This window comes from Bradyrhizobium sp. (genome assembly GCF_027307225.1).
Lineage (GTDB): Bacteria > Pseudomonadota > Alphaproteobacteria > Rhizobiales > Xanthobacteraceae > Bradyrhizobium.
In genome coordinates this window covers 31,729-54,015 of record NZ_DAHUXJ010000121.1, presented here as the reverse complement: position 1 = coordinate 54,015, position 22,287 = coordinate 31,729, and the positions used below count along the sequence as shown (strand labels likewise).

Sequence of the window (22,287 nt, the reverse complement as noted above, 5' to 3'; positions counted from 1 at the left end):
GACCTTCTCACCACCCTGATGGACGAGAACGCCAAGTCCGCCAATCCGAAGGACATGGGCGCGGTGACCCGCGAAGCCATGCTGCAGTCGGCGCTGCTGTCGGCGGCGCGCGCGGAGGAGATGGGTCTCGGCAAGGATCGTATCATCCTGTCGGCAAAAGTCTCCGCCGTGCAGCAGCTCGTCGCGGTCTACAAGATGCTGGCGGCGCGCAGCAGCTACGCCATCCACCTCGGCCTGACCGAAGCCGGCATGGGGTCGAAGGGCATCGTGGCCTCGGCGGCGGCGCTCGGCGTTCTGCTTCAGGAAGGTATCGGCGACACCATCCGCGTGTCCCTGACGCCTGAGCCGAACGGCGACCGCACGATCGAGGTCAAGGTCGCGCAGGAAATCCTGCAGACCATGGGATTCCGCACCTTCGTGCCGCTCGTCGCCGCGTGCCCCGGTTGCGGGCGCACGACGTCGACGGTGTTCCAGGAACTGGCGCGCGACATCCAGGACCATATCCGCGACGAGATGCCGAACTGGAAGACGCAGTATCCGGGCGTTGAAGAACTCAACGTCGCGGTGATGGGCTGCATCGTCAACGGCCCCGGCGAGTCGAAGCATGCCAATATCGGCATCTCGCTGCCCGGTACCGGCGAAGCACCGGCGGCGCCGGTGTTCGTCGACGGCAAGAAATTCCGCACCCTGCGCGGGCCGACGATCGCCACCGAATTCAAGGCGCTGGTGATCGACTATATCGACCAGCGCTATGGCAAAGGCGCCAAGCTGCCGGAGACGACGGCCGCGGAGTAACGCTCCCCGCGCGCTAACCCTACTGCTTCAGACCCTCATGGTGAGGAGGCACGTTAGCGCCGTCTTGAACCATGAGACCGCTCGCAAGGGCCACATCCTTCGAGACGCGCGCAAGCGCGCTCCTCAGGATGAGGGTCAGCACCGTTCGTGCGCAGCGAGCTAACCCATCCGGCGCCTCAATGTCGCCGAGGGCAACTCGCCGAATTTGGCGCGATACGCGCCTGCCATGCGGCTCAAATGCGTGAAGCCGAGATCGAACGCGATATCGGTGATGGACGCATCGCCCCGAGCTCGCCAGAGCTGCGCATGGAGATTGGCGAGCCTGATGTCGAGCAGCATCTCGGAGATCGACACGCCGAAATGACGGCGGAAGCCGAGCTGAAGCGCGCGAATGCCGATGCCTGCAGATGAAGCGAGCTGCGCCAGATCGAGCGGCTCGGAGGCAGCGGCCTCAAGATAGTCCCGCGCCAGGTGCAACGCGCGCGGCAGGCATTCCGCCCGGCCGGAGAACGTCTGGATCGATTCCGTCAGTCCATGCCGCTGCCCATCGAGCACACGGTCGAGCAGCGTCTCCCGCCAGTCCGCGCTGGCGGTCGCCGATATCAGGCCACCCGGGCCGAGGCGTTCGGCGAGTTGCATCAACTCCTCAAGCTTTGCGCACAGGCTGCGCGCGGCCGGCGTCTCGAGATCGATAACGGGATCGAATTCGATGGCGCCAATCGCGCGGCCGGCGAGTGCGGCCGCACGCTGTTCGACCATGCGGCGATCGAGCAGCAGGATCACTTGCGCGCAGTCGTTCCACACCATCTGGCTCGGCACCGTCGGCGACAGCAGGGAAGCCGCCAATGACGGTGACGTTTCGAACTCGCAGGCGCCCGCGCGGATTTTAGCCGAGCCCTTCAGCGGGATCTGCAGCAGGAAGAAGCGCTCCAGACAGCCCGGATCGATTTCGACCGATCCGCCATAGGCCACGTAGTTGATGGAAAAGCCGTCAAAGGCCGCGCAATTGTGCCTGGCGAAAAAACCTGTCGCCCTGGCATGCAGCGGCTCAAGATCGTGCGGGCAGAAGATGCGGCCGATCTGCTCGGCCGCCTCGTCGACATCGGAGGTGCTGACGCGGGCGAAACCATCAAGCCTTGCGGCCTGCGGCCGACGCGCGCTCGTTTCCAGCCCGGCTGCCGACATGATCCACCATGCTTGGCGCTAGTGGTCCGATTCTAACATTTGCATCCCGTCGTGGCAGGCACTTTTGCAAATGTTAGAATCAAGGGACCACTAGCAAATATAGGGTGCTAGTGGAGTTTTGGATTTGACATTCGCATTGAGGTGCTCGGCTACGGGTGGCGAATGTCAAATCCACTCCACTAGGGGATCCTGTTGTCTATTGTTTTAAGCCTATAATATCCCGGCCTTACCGAAAAGAGCCGCAAACCGAAAAACTTCGTGCTGCAGGGCACCACGTGGGCGAGATTCGTTTATCGGATAGACAGCGCTTTGCGCCTGCCCGATCCTCATTTTGCCGAAATCTATCATGGAGGCAAGCAATGACTGCACTCGAGAAGGGCATTACTCCGGGCGGCACCGGTTACGCCGGCAAGAGCTGGAACATTCTGGGCCAGCTCTATTTTCCCAAGGCGATCTGCGACTCCACTTTCGCGTTCGAAACCAACAGCGAGCCGGGCCAGTTCGTGCCGGTTCACGTCCACCCCACGCAGGAGGAGTTCATCCTCGTGCAGGACGGCGTGCTCGACCTCAAGCTCGACGGCCAGTGGGTCAAGGCAAAGGCCGGCGATCTCGTGCGCATGCCGCGCGGCATTCCCCACGGCTATTTCAACAAATCGGACAAGCCGGCGCGGGCGATGTTCTGGGTCTCACCGATGCAGAAGCTCGAAGCGCTGTTCAACATGCTGCACAACCTCTCCGATCCCGCCGAGGTCGTGCGCATCTCGGCACAGCACGAGGTGAATTTCCTGCCGCCTGAAGCCAACGACTAAGCCAGTGTCCCGATTCCGAAGTTCGTAGCATTTTTCGGAGCCACGTTTCGAACTTCGGAATCGAAAGGACACTAGCGAACTTATGATTCTAGTGTGGCTTAGGTTCAGAAGGCCGCATGACGAACCGGCGGCACAAATGATGCGGACTTCTGGACCGCCACACTAGCAAGCCGGACGTCACGTCGTACCACCGCGGGATCGAGCGGCCGCGCGCTTTGCGGCCGAATGCGGTCTGTCGCGTTCAACACAGATGATTGCGAGCGAAACCATGGCCAGCCGTCAGATAGTCAGCTCCAAAAATGTGTGCGTGATCGGCGCCGGAGTCTCCGGACTAGTTGCAGCCAAGGCCTTCTCCACGCGCGGTCACAACGTCACCATTATCGAGAAGAGCGCCGACCTTGGCGGTGTCTGGGAGCCGGCGCGCTCCTATCCCGAGGTGCAGACCCAGAGCCCGAAGGATCTCTATCGCTACACGGATCGCGCGATGCCGGCCTCTTATCCGGAATGGCCGACCGGGCCGCAGGTCCATGCCTATCTCAGCGACTACGCGAAGAGTTTTGGGCTGGAGCGCATGCTGCGCTTCAACACCAAAGTCGAAAACATGGCGCGACGCGGCGACGGTAAGCCCGGCTGGATGCTGACGCTGTCCGACAGGAGCGGGGCGACATCGAAAGAGGATTTCGATTTTGTCGCGGTTTGCACCGGCCAGTTCAGCGATCCGCTGGAGCTGCATTGTCCCGGCGAAAGCGATTTCAAGGCCCAGGGCGGCCGGATCCTGCATTCCTCCGGATATAACGACGCCTCCCTCGTCAGCGGTCGCCGTGTGGTTGTGCTCGGCGGATCGAAGTCGGCAACCGACATCGCCGTGAATGCGGTGAAGTCGGGCGCGCGCAAGGTGACGATCGTGTTCCGCGAGCCGGTCTGGCGTATTCCTTATTTCATCGGCGGTCTCATCAACTTCAAACGCATTCTCTACATCCGCGCCCAGGAACAGATGTTCCCGGGCTGGGGTGCGGGCATGGCCTCACGCCTCGCGCTCCGCCTCGCCGCGCCAATGATCTGGGCCAACTGGCGCGGGCTGGAGAGCCTGCTGAAAGCCCAGCTCAAGCTGAAGAAATGCAACATGGTGCCGAATGGCAGGATCGAAGACGGCATCAATTGCTCGGTGCCGATCGCAACGCCGAACTTCCATCCGATGGTCGCCGACGGCCGCATCAAGGCGATCCGCGGCACGTTCGATCATTACGAGAGCGGCACCATCGTGATGAGCGGCGGCGAGCGCGTGCAGGCCGACCTCGCCGTACTTGCGATCGGCTACAAGCTCGGCGTTCCGTTCTTGCCCGAAGCCTGGCGCGCCAAACTGGTCGATGCCGACGGACAGTACCGGCTCTACCGCTTGATCGCCAATCCGGACCTGCCGGACATGGGTTTCGTCGGCTTCAATTCCTCGTTCTGCACGGTGCTGTGCGCCGACCTCGCCGCCAACTGGCTGGTGCGCTATGCCGATGGCCGGCTGGCGCGGCAACCGACGGCGCAAGCGATGCGCGACAACATCGAGATGATGCTGCATTTCAAGCGCGTCGAGCGGCCGGCCGCCGGCGTCTATGGCGGCCTGTGCGTTGCGCCCTATCATTATCGCCATTTCGACGAGCTGATCGCCGATATCGGCGCCAAACAGACCCGACGTAACGGATTGGCCGAGCGTTTTCTTCCGCCGGATGCGGAGGCCTATGCGAAGTACCTCGCCTCGGCGCCGGATTACCACGCGGCCTGACGACGCCTTCTGCGCGGACGGGCTGCCAATGTCAGCCGGTCAAGCGGAAACAGCTGATGGCCCCGGCGCGTTCCCAGTGTGGCGACCCTGACGTTCCTTCCGGTGCCGCCGCGAGTTCTTCGAAGGAACGTCGGAGTCAAAGCCACACTAGAATGATAGAATCGCTAGTGTCCCTTTGGTTCTGACATTCGTAAACGTGCCCGCCGCGATATCATACGAATGTCAGAACCGGGACACTAGTGCATGAGCCTGAGAGCGGAACTCCTGCGACTGGCCTTGCGCCTGTTCAAGCCGAGCGGCAAGCACCGCGAGCTCGATCTTGAAACGGCCCGCCGCCGTTTGCGGCGGCTCGAGCCCCTCGTGCCCGGCCCATCGAGGGGAACACGCACCGAGACGCTCGATGCCGGCGGCGTCAACGCCGTGCGGATCATTGCCCCGCAAGCGCGCGAGGATGCTTGTGTTCTGCATTTTCATGGCGGCGGCTACGTGATCGGCACCGCGCCGCTCTACCGCGACTTCACCTGGCGGCTTGGCGCCGTGGCTCGCGCGTCGGTGCTGTACTTCGATTACCGGCTGGCTCCGGAGCATCCGTTTCCGGCCGCGCTCGACGATGCAGTCACGGTGTATCGTTGGCTTGCGAAACGTATCGATCCAAAACGAATCGCTGTCGTCGGCGACTCCGCCGGCGGCGGTCTCGCGCTCGCCACGCTCTACCGGATGCGCGATGAAGGCCTGCCGCTGCCAGCCGCCGCGGTCGCCATCTCGCCCTGGACCGATCTCGCTTTGACCGGGCCATCGCTACAGAGCAATGCTGCGGCCGATCCGATGATGGATGCCGCGCGGCTTCCCGCGCTCGTCGATTGTTACCTGGCTGGCGCCGACGCACGCCATCCTTACGCCTCGCCGCTTTATGGGGATGCGGCCGGCTTGCCGCCGACGCTCATTCAAGTCGGCGGCGACGAGATCCTGCGCGACGACTCGTTGCGAATGGCTGAACGATTGAAAGCAACGGGGTGCGATGCAGAGATCGAGGTCTGGCCCCGCATGCCGCACGCCTGGCATCTCTATGCCCGCATCCTGCCCGAGGGCCGCGAGGCGATCGCGCGCGCCGGGCAATTCGTGCAGAATTGGCTGGCGCGGTGAGCCGGAGTAGACCTGCGCGGAACGTTGCGGCCGGTAGCGACGTAACGTCGCGTCCGCCAGCATTTCTTCCGTAAAATCACGGATGTCTTTTCACCCGGTGACGCAGGAGGCGTTCAACGCCACAGCAAGCGGCCGCCAATCAGCCGAACGCGGGTCGCGTTACACAAATGTTCACCATATCTCAACCGTTGCGATGCAAGGCTGTTGGCCAACTTGGTTCGCCTTTCAACGAGACAAGCCAACGTTCGGACAAATTTTTCGATTTTTCAAAGGATGGCATCGTGACGCTTCCTCATCTTCGAATCAGTGGCCGGCTTTATGCAGGGTTCGGCATCCTTGTCGCCGCGACTGCGGTCCTTGCTGCGATCGGCTTCTTGCAGCTCGGCAGCATCAGAGATTCCGTCGAGCTGATGACACAGCAGTCGAAAATCTCCGTTCGGGTCGGCGAAATGACGACGCATCTGCAAGCCATTCGCCGCGGGCTTCTGCGCTATTCGTTCGATCAGGACGAGGCCTCGCTGGCGGACGCCGACAAACGGATGGGCGCTGTCGTCGCGTTGCTCGAGGATGCCTCTGCAACGACGCGTTTCGAAGAACGGAAAGCCGAATACGAGCGCGTGATCGGCGATATCAACCAGCTGAAAGCCAATCGCGCGAAGCTTGCTGACGCCGTCAAGCATATGCAGGCGGGACGCGCGCTGCTGTTTACCGATGGCGACAAGATGGCGGAAGACGTCGCCATATTCGTCGCTGGCGCCACCGGGACGCCGTTCGCGTCCGACGCAATCGCGCTTGAAACCAAGGTTCTGCTCGTGCGCATCGCCAACTGGCGGATGCTCGCAACCCGCAACGCCAAAGGCATCGAGACGTTCAAGATCAGTCTCGCCAAGGCGCAACAGGATGTCGCCCGCATCGAAAAATCGGAGCTGCCGGCTAATCTCGCCGCCCTGCTTGCCGCGGTGAAGACCGGCCTGACCAAATACGGCGAGGCCTTCGAGAAGACCGGCCCCAATATCGTTCGAGCCGACGAGCTCTATTACAAGGCCATTACTCCGGCGATCGTTGGCGCGATCGAGAGCATGGGGAAGATAAAGTCCGAGACCGACACCCGCTTCGTCTCAACCGTCGCCGAGACCGACGGCCGCATCGCCGGCACGATCTCGGCCCAGGAAATCGTCGCCGGCGCCGCCGTGCTGCTCGGATTGGTGATCGCCTTCTTCATCGCGCGTGGCATCATTCGGCCGCTGGCCGGGCTCACTTCGGGCATGAAGGAGCTCGCCGCTGGCAATTTCGACGTGGTGCTGCCCGGACTGGACCGCCGCGACGAGATCGCCGACATGGCGCACGCTGTCTCGGATTTCAAGGTCAAGGCCGAGCAGAAAGCCCACGACGAAGCCGAAGCCAAGATCAGGCAGGACGAAGTCGTCGCGCGCCAGCGCAAGGAAGACATGCAGAAGCTCGCCAACGGCTTCGAGGAAGCCGTCGGCGCGATCGTCCACACCGTCTCGGCTGCGTCGAGCCAGCTCGAGGCGTCCGCCCGCACCATGACTTCGCAGGCAGACCACGCCCAGGAGCTCGCGACCACCGTGGCCGGAGCTTCCGAGGAAGCGTCCGCTAACGTGCAGTCCGTCGCCAGCGCGACGGAAGAGCTTTCCTCGTCGATCAGCGAGATCAGCCGGCAGGTGCTGGAATCCACGAAAATGGCCGGCGCGGCGGTCGACCAGGCGCACAATACGACGGCGCGGGTCGGTGAGCTCTCCAAGGCCGCAACCCGTATCGGCGACGTCGTCGAGTTGATCAACACCATCGCGGGGCAGACCAACCTGCTCGCGCTCAACGCCACCATTGAAGCGGCCCGTGCCGGCGAAGCCGGTCGCGGTTTTGCCGTCGTGGCATCGGAAGTGAAGGCGCTCGCCGAACAAACGTCGAAGGCAACCGGCGAAATCAGCCAGCAGATCAGCGGCATTCAGGCCGCAACGGAGGACTCCGTCGGAGCCATCCGGGAAATCAGCGGCACGATCGAGAAGCTTTCCGAAATCTCTTCGGCCATCGCGGCGGCCGTGGAGGAGCAAGGCGCGGCCACCCAGGAGATCGCCCGCAACGTGCAGCAGGCGGCGACGGGCACGCAGCAAGTGTCTTCCAACATCGCGGACGTTCAGCGCGGCGCGGCGGAAACCGGTTCGGCATCGTCGCAGGTGCTGTCGGCCGCGCAGACATTGTCGACCGATTCCGGCCGGCTCAGGTCCGAAGTCTCGAAATTCCTTGCGTCGGTCCGCGCAGCCTGACGGCTCGCAACAAGGCGAGGCGGTCACGGAAATGACCGCCTCGAAGCAGATCGGGGAGCCGCCTCTACTACCCCGGCAACGCATCGGCTATGATGGAATGGGCAAACGAGGAGCCACCATCATGAGCAAACGCATCATCAGCCGAACCGCGATTGCGGTAGCATTTGGATGTTCGCTGCTATTGGCGCTGGCAACGTCGGCGACCGGTGCGCGCGCCGCCGAGGTGAAGGTCATGAGCACGGTCGCGCTCACGCCGACGCTCGACCAGCTTGCCCCGAAAAATGAGGCCGGCGGCAACCATCTCACCATCGTCTACAGCACGATTGCCAACCTGAAGAAGAAGATCGATGCGGGTGAAACCGCCGACGTGATGATCCTGTCGCGCCCGGTTCTCAACGACCTGGAAGGCCAGGGCAAGGTTGCCAAGGAGAGCGTCGTCGACCTCGGGACCTCCTATGTCGCCGTCGGCGTCCGCGCCGGTGCGGCCCTACCCGACATCTCTACGCCGGAAAAGCTCAAAGCGGCGCTGCTCGCCACCAAGTCGATTTCCTACGCCGATCCGGCCAAGGGCGGCGCCAGCGGCGTCCATATGGCCAGGGTCATTGATCGCTTAGGTCTTACTGAGCAGATGAAGCAAAAAACCATCCTGGTGCCGGGTGCGGAATCCGGCGAACTCGTCGCCAAGGGCGAGGCCGAAATGGCCGTAGCGCAGGCCTCGGAGATCGCGGCGGTACCGGGAACGCGTGTGGTCGGTCCGTTGCCCGGCGAATTCAACAGCCAGATCACTTTCGCGGCAGGGATCGGATCCTCAGCCAAGGATCCGGCGGCCGCCAAGGCGCTGATCGAGCTTCTGACCGGTCCGAGTGGCAAAGCCGTGCTCAAGTCCAAGGGCATGGATCCGGCGTAAGACTGTCATTGAGGGGAGCGGATGCGGCGAACCAATTCCATCTTTCGTCATTCCGGGATGCGCCGTTAGGCGCAGGCCCGGAATCCATCGTTGCACGTCAATACTGGGAGAAATGGATTCCGGGCTCGCTCGTTGCACTCGCGCCCCGGAATGACGGCGTCGGGGGCACGCGCCGTCATTGACAGTGGCGATCTGACGATTCTTGCGCCACACCTGATTTGCCCGTCGTGCCAATCTGTCGCAGATCGTTTTCCTTGCGACGTCGGGCAAATCACTGGCACTTCTTCGCGCGTCTTCCGCCCGAGATGAGGGGCGTTTCGCGATCGTCACTAAACGTTGGGCGGAAGATGCGGTGGACGCGGCGGCGCAACAGACGAATGCGCATCGTCGCGGACGGCGAAGCCACGTGGTCCTGATATCTCGACGCTGGTATCAACTCGCGACAATGCTTTGCATTGCGCGGGGACGGTGACAACAAGCCCGATCGCCGGGGAGAGCGTGGAATAAGCCGTAAAACCAGCCGCGCGGGGAATGCCGGACGATTTTGGCGGACCTGCGGTGACTAACTCGTACGCTTTTCTACTTTGCGTGCGAGGCTGTGGGTGCGGCCAGCACCCGGCATTCCCGCGCGCCCTCTGATTTTTCCGAGGGACAAAATTTTGCAAGAACTCGGGTGCTAATGTGCCGCGGGAGCGCAAAGATGTGTCTGAGCTGTCGATGCGGACGCAGTCCGTCATGCCCGGACTTGATCGGTCAAGCCCGGCCATGACGAGAGTGGATTGCCTCGTCGCTTTCACCCTCGCAACGACTGCTGAGAGATGACACCGCGGGAACGACAAGTTGCGTTGACGGCCCGCTTGCGCTGAGCCAAGCTTGGCCAAAAGACCCTAAACCTCGGAGGCGCGCCATGCTCCGTGCGGAGGACAACCGCTTTCTCACCCAAAGCGACGCCGGCACACCGATGGGCGACCTGCTCCGGCGTTTCTGGCTTCCTGTGCTGTTGTCTAAGGAATTGCCGGAAGCCGACGGACCACCAAAGAAGATCGTGGTGATGGGCGAGGAACTGCTCGCGTTCCGCGACACCAGAGGCGTGGTCGGCGTCATCGACCAGTATTGTCCGCATCGCGGCGCCAATCTCTGGCTCGGCCGCGTCGAGGAATGCGGCATCCGCTGCGTCTATCACGGCTGGAAGTTCGACACCGACGGCCAGTGCATGGACATGCCGACCTCCTATCCGGACCTTAGCGCCAAGGACCTGATCCGAATCAAGTCATATCCCGTGCGCGAATGGGGCGAGATGATCTGGGCCTATATGGGACCCGCGGGCGAGGTGCCGGAACTGCCCGCGCTGGAAATGGCGCTGGTGCCTGCATCGCATCGCTTCGTCAGCAAGAAATGGCAGGACTGCAACTGGGTGCAGGCGCTGGAAGGTTCGATCGATACCGCGCATTTCACCTTCGCGCATCTGGCGTTCGACAAGGACGAAGACGAAATCCTCGACATCAAGAAGCATTTCATCAATCCGATCTCGCGCGTGAGCACCGACCACATGCGCTGGATCGCGCAAGACCCGCGGCCCGTGATCAAGATCAACCCGCATGAGGCCGGGTTGACGATCGCCGGCGGCCGCATCGCCAGTGACGACAATATCTATTGGCGGATCGCGCAATTTCTGATGCCGGTGCACAGCTACGCGCCGAGCGCGATGCCGGGCGACAGCATCTTCGGCCAGAGCTTTGTGCCGGTGACCGACACCAGTTGCTGGATCTACACCTATGCGTGGAATCCAGAGCGCCCGCTGACATCGGCCGAACGCGAGGCCTATTCGCATGGCCATGGCGTGATCGCCGACGTCGACGAGAATTATGTGCCGCTGCGCAACAAGTCGAACGACTACCTGATCGACCGCAAGCTTCAGAAGACCAAAAGCTATACCGGCATCAAGGGCGTCTCCGAGCAGGATGCGGCCGTCCAGGATAGCCAGGGTCCGATCGCCGATCGGACCCGTGAGCATCTCGGCCCCACCGATCTCGGCATCATGCACTTCCGCAAGCTGATCATGGAGACGGCGCGTGAACTCCTGGAAGGCACCGCGCCGCCGCATCTTGCGCATCAGGCGCGCTATGCGGTGCGCTCGGGTGGATGCGTGACGCACAAGGAAAAGGACCTGCCTGCGGTGATGATCGAACGGTTCGGCGATCCCGCTGGTTATGTCGGACAGCAATACATCGCCGCGGCGGAGTGAACGGAGAAGGAAATGAGCTGGCAACCCTCGAACGATCCGGTCCTTGGCGATTCCCACTCGTGCGATGCGCTGGAACTGGTCATCGTGCCGCGCACCCGCGACCTCGGCGACGGCTTTGAGGTCCGCCGCGCGCTGCCTCACGGCAAACGGCAGATGGTCGGCCCGTTCATTTTCTTCGATCATTTCGGCCCGGTGCAGTTCCTGTCCGGCAAGGGCATGGACGTGCGCCCGCATCCCCATATCGGGCTTGCCACCGTCAGCTACCTGTTCGACGGCAGCATCATGCACCGCGATAGCGAGGGCAACGTCCGGGAGATCCAGCCCGGCGCCATGAACCTGATGACGGCGGGCCGCGGCATCGCCCATTCCGAGCGCACGCCGGACCTTCAGCGCCAGAACGGCCAGAAGATGCTGGGCCTGCAGAGCTGGATCGCGCTGCCTGCGGCCAAGGAGGAGATCGCGCCGACCTTCCAGCATTATGCGGCAACGGATCTTCCGACCGTGACCGATCGCGGTATTTCGACGCGGGTCATCGCCGGCAGCGCCTTCGGCGCGACCTCGCCGGTCGCAATGGTCTCGCCGTGGTTCTATGTCGAGGTGACAGCGGACACCGGCGTCAACGTACCGCTCGATCCCAACCAGGAGGAACGGGCGATCTATGTGGTGGACGGCGAGATCGAGATCGCGGGCGACCGCTATGAGGGTCCGCGGCTACTGGTGTTCCGGCCCGGCGACCGCATCACGGTCAAAACGCTCAGGCCGACGCGGATGATGTTTCTCGGTGGAGATGCGCTCGAAGGTCCGCGTCATATCTGGTGGAACTTCGTTTCATCCAGTAAAGAGCGGATCGAGCAGGCCAAGCAGGACTGGAAGTCCGGTCGCTTTGCGCCTGTCCCCAACGAACACGAGTTCATTCCGCTGCCGGAGTGACCTTCTCTCATCCCGGCGCACGTCCGTTTTTGAAAGTAGTGTCCATGACCACCATGCTGGCGAGCGACTTGCCTCTTCCGCGGATCGGGCGCGGCAAGGTTCGCGACATCTACAGCGTCGGCGACGACCGCGTGCTGCTTTTGACCACCGACCGCATCTCCGCCTTCGACATCGTGATGGCCGAGACCATCCCGATGAAGGGCGCGGTGCTGACGCAGATCAGCGCCTGGTGGTTCAAGCAACTGGAAGGCGTGGTGCCGCATCACATGATCAGCGCCGATGCCGACACCATCATCCGCGAGGTGCCTGCGCTGAAAGACCATCGCGCTTCGCTTCTGGGACGCGCGATGTTGTCCAAGCGGACGAAAGTATTTCCGATCGAATGCGTGATCCGCGGCTATCTCTCCGGCTCGGCCTGGAGGGAATATGTCGGACAGGGCACGCTGGCCGGCGAGAAACTCGCGCCTGGTCTTCTCGAAAGTGGCAAGCTGACGCCCGCGATCTTCAGCCCCGCCACCAAGGCCGAGAGCGGCCATGACGAAAACATCACGGTCAAGCGGATGCGCGAGATTGTCGGCAGTGACGTCACTGAGGCGCTGGAAAGCATGACGCGTGCCGTCTACACGCGCGGCGAAAAAATCAGCCGCGTGCACGGCATCATCATCGCCGACACCAAGTTCGAGTTCGGACGCGACGCCGACGGCCGAATCATCCTGATCGACGAGGTGATGACGCCGGACAGTTCGCGTTTCTGGGCCGCCGACGTCTACAAAGCCGGCCAGCCGCAACCGAGTTTCGACAAGCAGCCGTTGCGCGATTATCTCGATGTCGAGCGCCATGCCCGCCGCTGGAACGGCGAGGCGCCGCCGCCACCGCTGCCGGCCAGTGTCGTGGATGCGACCAGCAGGCGTTATCTCGAAGCCTATCGTCGCGTCACCGGACACGATCTCAAATTATAAACCGACCCCCGGGGGACGCGCAGGTGAGCACTCCGTCGGCGGCTCTTCCATCGAGGCTGTCGCCTCGCGCGATGCTAAAGGATATTCTCGGCGGCAGCGCCGCCGGCGTGCTCGCCGTCACGTTCGGGCTGTCCTACGCGCTGCTGATCTTTGGCGGTCCTCTCGCGCCCTATTTGTCCTACGGCGTTGCCACGACCTTCATCTCGTCCGCTATCCTCGCCGCCGTGATCGCGCTCGGCAGTTCGCTGCCTTTTGCGGTTTCGGGGCCCGACAGCTCCACCGCGGCCATGACCGGCATTCTGGCCTCGTCCATGGTGGAGCGTATCGTCGCGGCCAACCCCTCCGCGCCGCTGCTGGCGCCCGTCTTGATCACGCTGGCGTTGACGACGGTGCTCACGGGCGCCGTGCTGTGCGGCTTCGGCATGACGCGCATGGGCCGTGCGATCCGCTACGTGCCATATCCAGTGGTCGGCGGCTTTCTCGGTGCGACGGGCTGCCTGATCCTGCTCGGCGCGGTCCGCGTCATCACTGGCCAGCGCCTGCAATTCGCAATGCTCGGTCATTTCGCCGATCTCGTGACGCTGTCGAAGCTCGCAGCCGCCTGTGTGATGGCGCTGGTGCTCTATATGACGTGGCACCGCTCGCGCACGTCATTCGGATTGCCTGCCATTCTCGTCGGCGGCGTCGTTGCAGCGCATGTCCTGTTCTGGCTGGCCGGCATCTCCGTGGCGGAGGCCCAGGCCGCGGGCTGGACCTTCGAGCCGCCGCCCAGCGTCACCTTCATGCTGCCGTGGAGCAGCGAAGCTCTCAGTCATTATCCCTGGCAGCTTCTGGCGGATCTTTCCGGCAACCTGGTCGCCGTCATCTTCGTGACCGCTTCCTCCACGCTGTTCAATACCACCGGCATCGAAGTCGCGACCAACCGCGAGGCCAATCTGGAGCGCGAACTCAATGTCACCGGACTTGCCAACATGCTCACCGGCGCTTTCGGCGGCTATCCCGGCTGCATCTCCATCAGCCGCTCGGTGCTGAACTTCAACAGCGGTGGCACCAGCCCGCTGTCCGGACTGACGGTTGCCGTCATTTCGCTATTGATGCTGGCGTTCGTGCCCACGCTGCTCGGCTATATGCCGAAATTCGTACTCGGCGGCCTGCTGATCTATCTCGGCGCCGACGGGCTTCACAAATGGATCGTGCAGTCGCGGCGGCGGCTTTCCTTCATCGAATATCTGTCGCTGCTCGCCATCATCGTCATCATCGTGCAATGGGGCTTCATTGCCGGCATCCTGATCGGCGTCGTCATCGGTTGCGCGACCTTCGCCCTGAGCGCCTCGCGCATCGATTCCATCAAGTTCGCCTTCGACGGATCGGAATATCGAAGCTCGCTCGATCGCTCTCGCGAGCAGCTCGGAGTGCTTGCTGCCCACGGCCGAAGCATTCAGGGTCTGAATCTGCAGAGCTACCTGTTCTTCGGCTCGGCCAATCGCCTCTATCAGCACGTCAAGGCGCTGCTGGCGCGCCATCCGGAATGCCGCTTTCTTCTTTTCGACTTCAAGCTCGTGACCGGCATCGACTCTTCCGCCGCCTACAGCTTTGCCCAGATCAAGCGCGTGGCTCACGACCGCGGCATCCGACTGGTTCTGGTGAACATGCAGGCGGCCGCGGAGAAAGCGCTGCGATCGAGCGAGTTCATCTCGAACGAGGTCAGCATCATGCCGGAGCTCGATCATGCCCTGGAGTGGTGCGAGAACGAAATCATCGCTCAGCATGAGGGCAACGGCGGCGAGGAAGCCTCGTTGCGGGACTGGTTCACCCGCATCCTCGGCACTGAACAGGATGCGACGGAACTGGTGCATCGCTGCGAGCGGCTGGAGGTTCGTGCCGGCGACATCATCGTGCGCGCCGGTGACGCCGCCGATTCCATGCACTTTATTCTCGACGGACGCGTCGGGGTGATGATTTCGACCGGCGACGGCGCCCTGACGCGAGTGCGAAGCCTCGGCCGCTATACGACCATCGGCGAGATGGGCCTTGTGGCGGGCGCGCCGCGCAACGCCACCATCCAGGCCGAGATCGCCAGCATTCTCTATGGCCTGAGCATCCAGCAGTTCGAAGCGATCAAGACGGAGAACCCCAGGCTCAGCCAGAAACTGCTGACGTTTTTCGTGCTTGTCATGGCCGAGCGATTGACTTTCGCCAATCGCCTGATCGGCGTGCTGCGGCGGTAAGTGACTGGATCGCGCCGTTATGACCGGAATCGCTCAACCGGCGCGTTGAGAAGCCTGTCATGCCGGCCTATGATCGCCGGACGCATCGGGTTTCAATTCCAGCTCTCTCAAGGTGAACGGGAGAATATCATGCGCGCGTTTCTGGTTGCTTCGACTTTGGCGGCCGCAACGATCGTTGCAGCCTGCTCGATCGCTGGGGCGCAGGATCAAGCCGATCAAAAGCTCGGCAAGGTGCACTTTGCGACGACCTGCAACGAGGTCGCGCAGCGGCGGTTCGACCGCGCCATGCGCTACCAGCATTCGTTCTGGTATGCCCAATCGAAAGAGATCTACGAGGAGGCCCTCAAGGCCGACCCCACCTGTGCCATCGCCTATTGGGGCATGGCGCTGTCGCTCTTGGGCAATCCGCACAGTGCGATCCCCGCCCCCAACCTGCCGCTTGGGCTGGCCGCAATCCAGAAGGCAAAGGAAACGGATGCCAAGAGCGAACGCGAACGCGATTACATCGACGCGCTGTCGGTGATGTATGTCGACTACGACAAGGTTCCCCAGCAAGCGCGTGTGCAGACTTATCTGAAAAAGATGGAAGCGCTCGCCGCGAAATACCCCGATGACGACGAAGCGCAGATATTCTATGCGATCACGCTGAATGTCGCGGCTTCGCCCGCCGACAAGACCTACGCCAACCAGCTCAAGGGCGCCGCGATCCTCGAACCGATCTGGCAGCGTCAGCCCCAGCATCCCGGCATCGCTCACTACCTGATCCATCTCTATGACTATCCGGCGATCGCAGCCAAGGGCCTGCCGGCGGCGCTGCGTTACGCCAAGATCGCCCCGAACGCGCCGCATGCGCAGCACATGCCGTCGCATATTTTCACCCGCGTCGGCTATTGGAAGGAATCGATTGCCGCCAATCTTGCCTCGGTGGCGGCGGCTCGCGCCGCCGAGGAAACGGGCGAACAGCTGCATGGCGGGGACTACATGGTCTACGCCTATCTGCAGCTTGCGCAGGACGACAAGGCGCGCCAAGCCATCGACGCCATCGAAGCGATAACACCCGATGCCAATTCCTTCGCCGGCGCGTTTGCGCGCGCCGCTGCGCCCGCCCGCTACGTGGTCGAGCGCGGCGACTGGAGCGCTGCCGCCAAGCTTGACGTCAAGCCGAACAAGTTTCCGCAAGCGATGGCCATTTCGTATTTCGCCCGCGCGCTGGGCGAGGCACGCTCGGGAGGCGTCGCCGCAGCCAAGGCTGACGCTGCCAAGCTGGTCGAACTACGCGATCGCCTTCGCTCGGCCAAGAGCGATTATTGGGCGACGCAGGTCGATGTCGAGCAACAGATTGCAAATGCCTGGATTCTCTATGCCGACGGCAAGCATGACGACGGGCTGAAGGCGATGTCTGCGGCCGCGAATACCGAAGACAACAAGACCGAGAAGGCGCCGGTCACGCCTGGACCGCTCGCGCCGGCGCGCGAGCTCTATGGCTTCATGCTGCTCGATCACGGCATGGCCAGGGAAGCGCTGGCGGCGTTCGAGGCGACAAAAGCGAAGGAGCCGAACCGCTTCAACGGCTATTCCGGCGCGGCTCAAGCCGCGCAGCAATTGGGCGAGACGGCAACCGCGAAATCCAATTACGAAAAGCTGATCGCGCTCGCCGCCGACTCGAAATCCGATCGGCCAGCGCTCGCCAAGGCGCGGACCTTCGTCGCGAGCAATTAGCATGACAGGAAGAAGACGAGGCGCCGTCATTGCCGTGGTGCTGGGCCTTGGGCTCGGGGCGCTTGCCGGCTTGTCGGGGTTTTTCGCCTGGCCGATGCGCGTGCAAAGCCAGGCTCTGATGGCGCCGAGCCATCCCAGATTTACCGAGGCCAAATGGCCGTTTCCGACCGACGAGTGGGGAGAAGGCAAGGCATTTCGTTGCGCGCGGGCGGATTGCGGCGTCGAGGTCAACGTCTACATCCGCGCCAAGATCGGCTTTTGCAATTGCCTGACCGGCGTCTCCGACGACAACGAGCTCGACCGCCTCAGCGATTTTAATTTGATGGGCGGCAAGCCGCAGGTTTTGGGCGCGGGCCACGAGATCAAGATCGCCTGGATGAAAGGCCGCAGCCGCGCCTATGCTGTATCAGAGCCCTATCACGCGCCGGGTTCGGTGCTCGCGATCGCCTTCAACGACCGTTGCGATGCGATTGTCGCCACCACAACCGTCGCGCACGATGCGCCGAAAGAACTCGAGCCCAGCGTCATCGCGTTCCTCAACAGCGAGGTCGTCGTGCACTGGGCCGAAGTGACGCTCGGACTTTAGGCCCATCTCAAATCTCGATGTCAGACACCCGCCATCACAAACGATCCCGCAGCTTCGGGGCGGATTGCGAAGCGCGTGTGGCGGCGGTCTGGACGGCGCGGCTGTCCGGGGAGTCGCGATCAGGCTGCGCCGCTCAGATAGGTTTCGCGCCGCCCGATCATGCGCTCGGCGGCAGCCTTGGCGTCCGCCTTCGTGGTCGTAGCGCAGGTGCGATATTCGAGATCGGGCGTCTGCGCGGGCCCGCGGCGGCTGAACCAGGATTTGGAAGCCGTCGACAGCAGCGCCAGTGCCTGGGCGACATTGTCGACCGCGCCGAACGAATGCAGCGCTCCGGTTGCAGCAAAGCGAACTTCGTAGATACCGGGCGAGATCGGCGCCTCAAGGTTCTCACCCCGTCCGGTCCGCGGGTACCGCTTCCATTCGCTCCAGGTCGTGATCATCCAACGTTCCTCTTGCCTTGCCCACGCCACACTTCATTTGATCCAAACGCGGACCAAATGCAACGCGCATGCTGCATTTCCGCTGTGATGTGAACGCATTACTGGAGATGCGACATGGAATCTGTCCCACAACGACCCCGGAGATCGATCGAATCCGGCCGGCAATTCGGTCCGATTGACTGGAAATTGTGGCATTTGCGGCGGGACCTACCGCGCATCGTCCCGTCTGGCTCCTGTCGTTCACGAGATCGCGACCGGAAAGTACTGCGCTTGCGGCAGAAAACACCGGGGAGGAAGATCGCGCGCTTCAAAAAACTTTCCGGAGGTACCCCATGCAAAGCAAAGCCCAGATCGACAAGATTCTGCGTCAGAACAGCGATGCCGTGGAAATCCCTGGCATCGTCGCCATGGCCGCCAGCGGCAGTGAGGTGATCTACCAGGGCGCGTTCGGCAAGCGCGATCTGTCCAAGCAAGATGCCATGACGGCAGACAGTGTGTTCTGGATCGCCTCGATGACCAAGGCGATCACAACCGCGGCGGCGATGCAGCTGGTCGAACAGGGCAAGCTCGCACTCGATGCGCCGATCGGCAAGCTGTTGCCCGATCTCGCGGCGCCGCAGGTGCTGGATGGGTTCGATGCCAAGGGCGAAGCGAAGCTGCGGCCGGCGAAGTCTCCGATCACGCTACGCCAGCTCATGACGCACACTGCGGGCTTCTGCTACGACATGTGGAACGGCGACATGGGGACTTACCTGACCAAGGCTGGTATCCCAGGCATCATCACCTGCCAGAATGCCGCGTTGAAAACACCGATCGCTTCGGACCCTGGTACCCGCTGGGAATACGGCACCAATATCGATTTTGTCGGCAAGGCGGTGGAAGCGGTCAGCGGCAAAAAGCTCGACGCCTATCTGCGCGACCACCTGTTTGCGCCGCTCGGCATGAACGACACCGGCTTCAAGCTCACGGACTCGATGCGCAAGCGGCTTGTCGGCATGCATACGCGCGGAGCGGATGGTTCGCTGGCGACGTTCGAGTTCGAACTCGAGCAGAACCCGGAATTCCACATGGGTGGCGGCGGGCTCTACGGCACGGCCGGCGACTACATCAAGTTCACCCAGATGATCCTCAACAAGGGGCGCGGCAACGGCAATCAGGTACTCAAGGCTGAGACCGTGGCCGCGATGAGCCAGAACAATATCGGCGACCTCGTCGTGACCAAGATGGTTTCGGCCGCGCCGCCTTACACCAACGATGTCGATCTCTATCCGGGCATGGTCAAAAAATGGGGGCTTTCCTTCCTGATCAATACCGGCAAGACGCCGGAAGGCCGCAGCCCCGGCAGCCTCGCCTGGGCCGGTCTTGCCAATACCTACTTCTGGATCGATCCGGCCCGCGACGTGGCCGGCGTGATCCTGATGCAGGTATTGCCGTTTGCCGACGGAAAGTGTTTGGAGGCCTTCGCGGGCTTCGAACGCGGCGTCTATGACGGGCTCGACGCAGCCGGCGGCCGCAAGGCGGCGTGACCTTTGAGAGCCTCTCTCCGCTCACGGCGGGGAGAGGCAGCAAGCCGGGGCTAGACCGGCAATCCGTTTTGCCGGGCCAACTCTTTCAGCGAGACCTGCGGCCGCGCGCCGATGTGCTGGATCACTTCCGCCGCGGCGAGCGCGCCGAGGCGGCCGGCATTCTCATGACCGGCGCCGCGCGAAAGGCCGAACAGAAAGCCTGCCGCGAAAAGATCGCCCGCGCCTGTCGTGTCGACGAGCCGCTTGATCGGAAACGCCGGCACCGCCGTCACCCCATCCTTTGAAGCGACGACGCATCCCTTCTCGCTTCGCGTCACCGCGGCAAGACCTACATCGCCGCGCAATTGCTTCAGTGCGGTGTCGAAATCCGACGTCTGGTAGAGCGAATGCAGTTCGGCCTCATTGGCGAAAACGAGATCGACGGTGCCCTTGCGCATCAATTCGAGAAATTCGCCGCGATAGCGGTCGACGCAAAACGCATCCGACAAGGTCAACGCGACCTGGCGGCCCTCTTTGTGGGCAATCGCCGCCGCTTTCACAAAGGCTTCCTTGGCGCTCTTGGGGTCCCACAAATAACCTTCGAGATAAAGGATCGCGGCGGCCGAGACCTGGTCGGCGTCGATATCGGCCGGCATCAATTCCTGCGCCGCGCCGAGATAGGTGTTCATCGTGCGCTCGCCATCGCCCGTCACCAGAATATAGGAGCATCCGGTGGCCGGACCGCCAATGGCCGGTCTGGTCTCAAAGGCGACGCCGGCAGCGCGGATATCGTTCGTGTACAGACGACCGACCTCATCATCCCTGACCTTGCCGACATAGGCAGCGCGGGCGCCGAGGCTGGCGATGCCGACGATGGTGTTGGCCGCCGACCCACCCGACATCTTGGTCGCCGGCCCCATGTCGCGATAGATTGCGGACGCGCGAGCCTCATCGATCAGCGACATGCCGCCTTTGGTCATGCCGTGACGGCTCAAAAAACCCTCGTCGGTCTGCACCAATACGTCGAAAATGGCATTGCCGATCCCGAGCACGTCGTATTTCGCGGCGGTCATGTGTCTGTCCTGACGAGATATCCGATTGATAGGTGGTAGCCGCCTATCACGATCCCCGCGACCGACGCAAACTCAAATCCGCACGTCTGCTATAGAAGAACCGATGATTCGCTCACTTCTCACGGTATCGACGGGAACGCTGGCCTCGCGGCTGCTCGGCTTTGCGCGCGATGCCATGGTCGCGGCGCTGCTCGGCGCGGGCCCGGTCGCCGACGCCTTTCTGCTGGCGTTTCAGCTCGTCAATGTGGTGCGGCGACTGCTGACGGAAGGCGCGCTGAACAACGCGCTGGTGCCGATCTGGCTTTCCGTGAACGAGACGAAAGGCCCCGTCGCGGCCGGAGCCTTCGCAGGCCGCGTGCTCGGCACCGTCAGCACGGCACTGATCGCACTAACCGTCGCAGCGGGCCTGTTGATGCCTTTGATCATCGCGGCGTTGGCACCCGGCTTTGCCGCAACAACCCTGCATCCTGCAGTGACCGATGCTCGTCTGATGCTGCCGTATCTCGCGTTTGCCGGACCGGCGACGGTGACCATGGCGCTGTTGAATGCACAAGGCCGCTTCGCGCTGACGGCATTTGCACCGCTGCTGTTCAATAGCGCCTTGATCGCGGTCATGATCGTCCTGTTCTTGCGGCGATGGGATGAATCGGACGCAGCATTTGCGGTCGCCACGACCGTCGGCATCGCCGGACTGTTGCAGTTGCTGATCCTGATCTTGCGATCGCGCGGCAGCCATTTCGCCACCCCCCTGCGCGTAACCTTCGATTCCGAGATGCGTGGCTTTTTAGCCAAGGCAATTCCCGGCATGGTCGCCGGCGCCGGACCGCAACTCTTGATCGTCGCCGGCGCCATCGTTGCGTCGAGCTCGCCGTCGGCGGTGTCGTGGCTTTATTTCGCCAACCGTCTGATCGAGCTGCCACTCGGCATCGTCGGCGTCGCCGTCGGCGCCGTGCTGGTGCCGGAGCTGGCGCGCACCGTGCACGCCGACGATCACAACGCAACGACACACGCCCAGTCGCGCGGACTTGAACTTGCAACCGGACTTGCGCTTCCGGCCACGCTTGGATTGATCGCGTTGAGCGATCCGGTGGTACGGCTCCTGTTCCAGCATGGCGCATTTGTCGCGGCCGATACCACCGGCACCGCGCAAGCGTTGGCATGGCTGGCGCTCGCTCTCCCGGCGCAGGTGTTGATCAAGGCGCTGTCGCCTGCCTTTTTCGCCCGCGGCGATACCATGACCCCACTGTGGGCAACGCTCAAGGGCCTCGCGGTCACGATCGTTCTGGCCATCGTGCTCGGCCGGCTGTTCGGCGTCCCGGGCATCGCGGTCGCCATCGCGTTCGGCGCCTGGAGCGGGGCGCTGTCTTTGATCCGCCGCGGCGCCAATACTTTCGGCTTCTCGATCGACGCCGCGGCGCGACGCCGCCTGCTTCGGATCGTCGTGGCCGCGCTCGCGATGGGGGGCTTGCTGTGGCTAACCGCGCCGTTTGTGCTGACTTCGGCCGATGCACCCGTGCCGATGCATCTACTCCTGACGGCGGTGCTGATTGCGGGCGGAATCGCGGTCTATGGCCTGTTTCTGGTCTTGCTGGGCGTGATCAGATGGAATGAGGCGATCAGCGCCTTCCGTCAAAGCAGCGTCTGAAAGCTTGCGCAAGCCGGACTTGCATGGCAATGGACGGCGCAAAGCGCCATGCCACGTAA

Annotated in this window: 17 protein-coding genes; 14 read left to right on the top strand and 3 right to left on the bottom strand. The window is 62.8% G+C overall.

Features of this window, described 5'->3' with window-relative positions; genetic code table 11:
* The coding region (locus tag M6D32_RS20775; protein ID WP_298259729.1) for a flavodoxin-dependent (E)-4-hydroxy-3-methylbut-2-enyl-diphosphate synthase at positions 1-795 on the top strand (795 nt) is incomplete at its 5' end.
* A gap of 159 nt (positions 796-954) precedes the next feature.
* On the opposite strand, the gene M6D32_RS20770 is transcribed toward M6D32_RS20775, so the two are convergent.
* Positions 955-1,980 carry an AraC family transcriptional regulator gene (locus M6D32_RS20770; protein ID WP_298259726.1) on the bottom strand — a complete coding sequence of 342 codons (1,026 nt, stop codon included), beginning with the start codon at positions 1,978-1,980 and terminating at the stop codon, positions 955-957.
* A gap of 359 nt (positions 1,981-2,339) precedes the next feature.
* Between M6D32_RS20770 and M6D32_RS20765 the strand changes: the two genes are divergently transcribed.
* From M6D32_RS20765 to M6D32_RS20715, 11 genes are all read left to right on the top strand, one after another.
* Positions 2,340-2,789, top strand: a complete 450-nt coding sequence (locus M6D32_RS20765) for a cupin domain-containing protein (protein WP_298259724.1) — start codon at positions 2,340-2,342, stop codon at positions 2,787-2,789.
* Positions 2,790-3,057: 268 nt separating this feature from the next.
* Positions 3,058-4,563, top strand: coding sequence for an NAD(P)/FAD-dependent oxidoreductase (locus tag M6D32_RS20760; protein WP_298259722.1), 1,506 nt, complete (start codon positions 3,058-3,060; stop codon positions 4,561-4,563).
* 243 nt (positions 4,564-4,806) lie between these two features.
* Positions 4,807-5,706, top strand: coding sequence for an alpha/beta hydrolase (locus M6D32_RS20755; RefSeq protein ID WP_298259720.1), 900 nt, complete (start codon positions 4,807-4,809; stop codon positions 5,704-5,706).
* A gap of 281 nt (positions 5,707-5,987) precedes the next feature.
* Positions 5,988-7,991, top strand: coding sequence for a methyl-accepting chemotaxis protein (locus tag M6D32_RS20750; RefSeq protein WP_298259718.1), 2,004 nt, complete (start codon positions 5,988-5,990; stop codon positions 7,989-7,991).
* 121 nt (positions 7,992-8,112) lie between these two features.
* On the top strand, positions 8,113-8,898 hold the full coding sequence (locus M6D32_RS20745; RefSeq protein WP_298259716.1) for a substrate-binding domain-containing protein: 786 nt from the start codon (positions 8,113-8,115) through the stop codon (positions 8,896-8,898).
* A gap of 907 nt (positions 8,899-9,805) precedes the next feature.
* Entirely contained in the window at positions 9,806-11,143 is a 1,338-nt protein-coding gene (locus M6D32_RS20740) for a Rieske 2Fe-2S domain-containing protein (RefSeq protein WP_298259714.1), read from the top strand.
* Between the two features lie 12 nt (positions 11,144-11,155).
* The gene (locus M6D32_RS20735; protein WP_298259713.1) at positions 11,156-12,073 is read left to right on the top strand and encodes a pirin family protein; all 918 of its coding nucleotides are present in this window, start codon (positions 11,156-11,158) and stop codon (positions 12,071-12,073) included.
* A 44-nt stretch (positions 12,074-12,117) separates the two neighbouring features.
* The gene (locus tag M6D32_RS20730) at positions 12,118-13,032 is read left to right on the top strand and encodes a phosphoribosylaminoimidazolesuccinocarboxamide synthase (RefSeq protein WP_298259711.1); all 915 of its coding nucleotides are present in this window, start codon (positions 12,118-12,120) and stop codon (positions 13,030-13,032) included.
* A 71-nt stretch (positions 13,033-13,103) separates the two neighbouring features.
* Positions 13,104-15,260: a SulP family inorganic anion transporter gene (locus M6D32_RS20725; protein ID WP_298259709.1), complete on the top strand. Its 2,157-nt coding sequence runs from the start codon at positions 13,104-13,106 to the stop codon at positions 15,258-15,260.
* A gap of 129 nt (positions 15,261-15,389) precedes the next feature.
* Positions 15,390-16,979, top strand: a complete 1,590-nt coding sequence (locus M6D32_RS20720) for a hypothetical protein (protein ID WP_298259707.1) — start codon at positions 15,390-15,392, stop codon at positions 16,977-16,979.
* A 1-nt stretch (position 16,980) separates the two neighbouring features.
* Positions 16,981-17,565, top strand: coding sequence for a hypothetical protein (locus tag M6D32_RS20715; protein ID WP_298259705.1), 585 nt, complete (start codon positions 16,981-16,983; stop codon positions 17,563-17,565).
* A gap of 119 nt (positions 17,566-17,684) precedes the next feature.
* Here the strand turns inward: M6D32_RS20715 and M6D32_RS20710 are convergent, their stop codons facing one another.
* Entirely contained in the window at positions 17,685-18,005 is a 321-nt protein-coding gene (locus M6D32_RS20710; protein WP_298259703.1) for a hypothetical protein, read from the bottom strand.
* A 332-nt stretch (positions 18,006-18,337) separates the two neighbouring features.
* Here M6D32_RS20710 and M6D32_RS20705 point away from each other — a divergent pair, with 332 nt between their 5' ends.
* Positions 18,338-19,531 carry a serine hydrolase domain-containing protein gene (locus tag M6D32_RS20705; protein ID WP_298259701.1) on the top strand — a complete coding sequence of 398 codons (1,194 nt, stop codon included), beginning with the start codon at positions 18,338-18,340 and terminating at the stop codon, positions 19,529-19,531.
* 50 nt (positions 19,532-19,581) lie between these two features.
* Here the strand turns inward: M6D32_RS20705 and M6D32_RS20700 are convergent, their stop codons facing one another.
* A complete protein-coding gene (locus M6D32_RS20700; protein WP_298259699.1) occupies positions 19,582-20,583 on the bottom strand; it encodes an adenosine kinase in 1,002 nt (333 codons plus the stop codon).
* Positions 20,584-20,686: 103 nt separating this feature from the next.
* On the opposite strand from M6D32_RS20700, the gene murJ reads away from it, so the two are divergent.
* Entirely contained in the window at positions 20,687-22,228 is a 1,542-nt protein-coding gene (gene murJ / locus M6D32_RS20695; RefSeq protein WP_298259698.1) for a murein biosynthesis integral membrane protein MurJ, read from the top strand.
* Positions 22,229-22,287 lie beyond the last annotated feature (59 nt).

Excerpts from the sequence above, each read along its gene's own strand:
- M6D32_RS20770 (WP_298259726.1), bottom strand. The coding sequence starts at position 1,980 with ATGTCGGCAGCCGGGCTGGAAACGAGCGCGCGTCGGCCGCAGGCCGCA.
- M6D32_RS20765 (WP_298259724.1), top strand. The coding sequence starts at position 2,340 with ATGACTGCACTCGAGAAGGGCATTACTCCGGGCGGCACCGGTTACGCC.
- M6D32_RS20760 (WP_298259722.1), top strand. The coding sequence starts at position 3,058 with ATGGCCAGCCGTCAGATAGTCAGCTCCAAAAATGTGTGCGTGATCGGC.
- M6D32_RS20755 (WP_298259720.1), top strand. The coding sequence starts at position 4,807 with ATGAGCCTGAGAGCGGAACTCCTGCGACTGGCCTTGCGCCTGTTCAAG.
- M6D32_RS20745 (WP_298259716.1), top strand. The coding sequence starts at position 8,113 with ATGAGCAAACGCATCATCAGCCGAACCGCGATTGCGGTAGCATTTGGA.
- M6D32_RS20740 (WP_298259714.1), top strand. The coding sequence starts at position 9,806 with ATGCTCCGTGCGGAGGACAACCGCTTTCTCACCCAAAGCGACGCCGGC.
- M6D32_RS20735 (WP_298259713.1), top strand. The coding sequence starts at position 11,156 with ATGAGCTGGCAACCCTCGAACGATCCGGTCCTTGGCGATTCCCACTCG.
- M6D32_RS20730 (WP_298259711.1), top strand. The coding sequence starts at position 12,118 with ATGACCACCATGCTGGCGAGCGACTTGCCTCTTCCGCGGATCGGGCGC.
- M6D32_RS20725 (WP_298259709.1), top strand. The coding sequence starts at position 13,104 with ATGCTAAAGGATATTCTCGGCGGCAGCGCCGCCGGCGTGCTCGCCGTC.
- M6D32_RS20720 (WP_298259707.1), top strand. The coding sequence starts at position 15,390 with ATGCGCGCGTTTCTGGTTGCTTCGACTTTGGCGGCCGCAACGATCGTT.
- M6D32_RS20715 (WP_298259705.1), top strand. The coding sequence starts at position 16,981 with ATGACAGGAAGAAGACGAGGCGCCGTCATTGCCGTGGTGCTGGGCCTT.
- M6D32_RS20710 (WP_298259703.1), bottom strand. The coding sequence starts at position 18,005 with ATGATCACGACCTGGAGCGAATGGAAGCGGTACCCGCGGACCGGACGG.
- M6D32_RS20705 (WP_298259701.1), top strand. The coding sequence starts at position 18,338 with ATGCAAAGCAAAGCCCAGATCGACAAGATTCTGCGTCAGAACAGCGAT.
- M6D32_RS20700 (WP_298259699.1), bottom strand. The coding sequence starts at position 20,583 with ATGACCGCCGCGAAATACGACGTGCTCGGGATCGGCAATGCCATTTTC.
- murJ (WP_298259698.1), top strand. The coding sequence starts at position 20,687 with ATGATTCGCTCACTTCTCACGGTATCGACGGGAACGCTGGCCTCGCGG.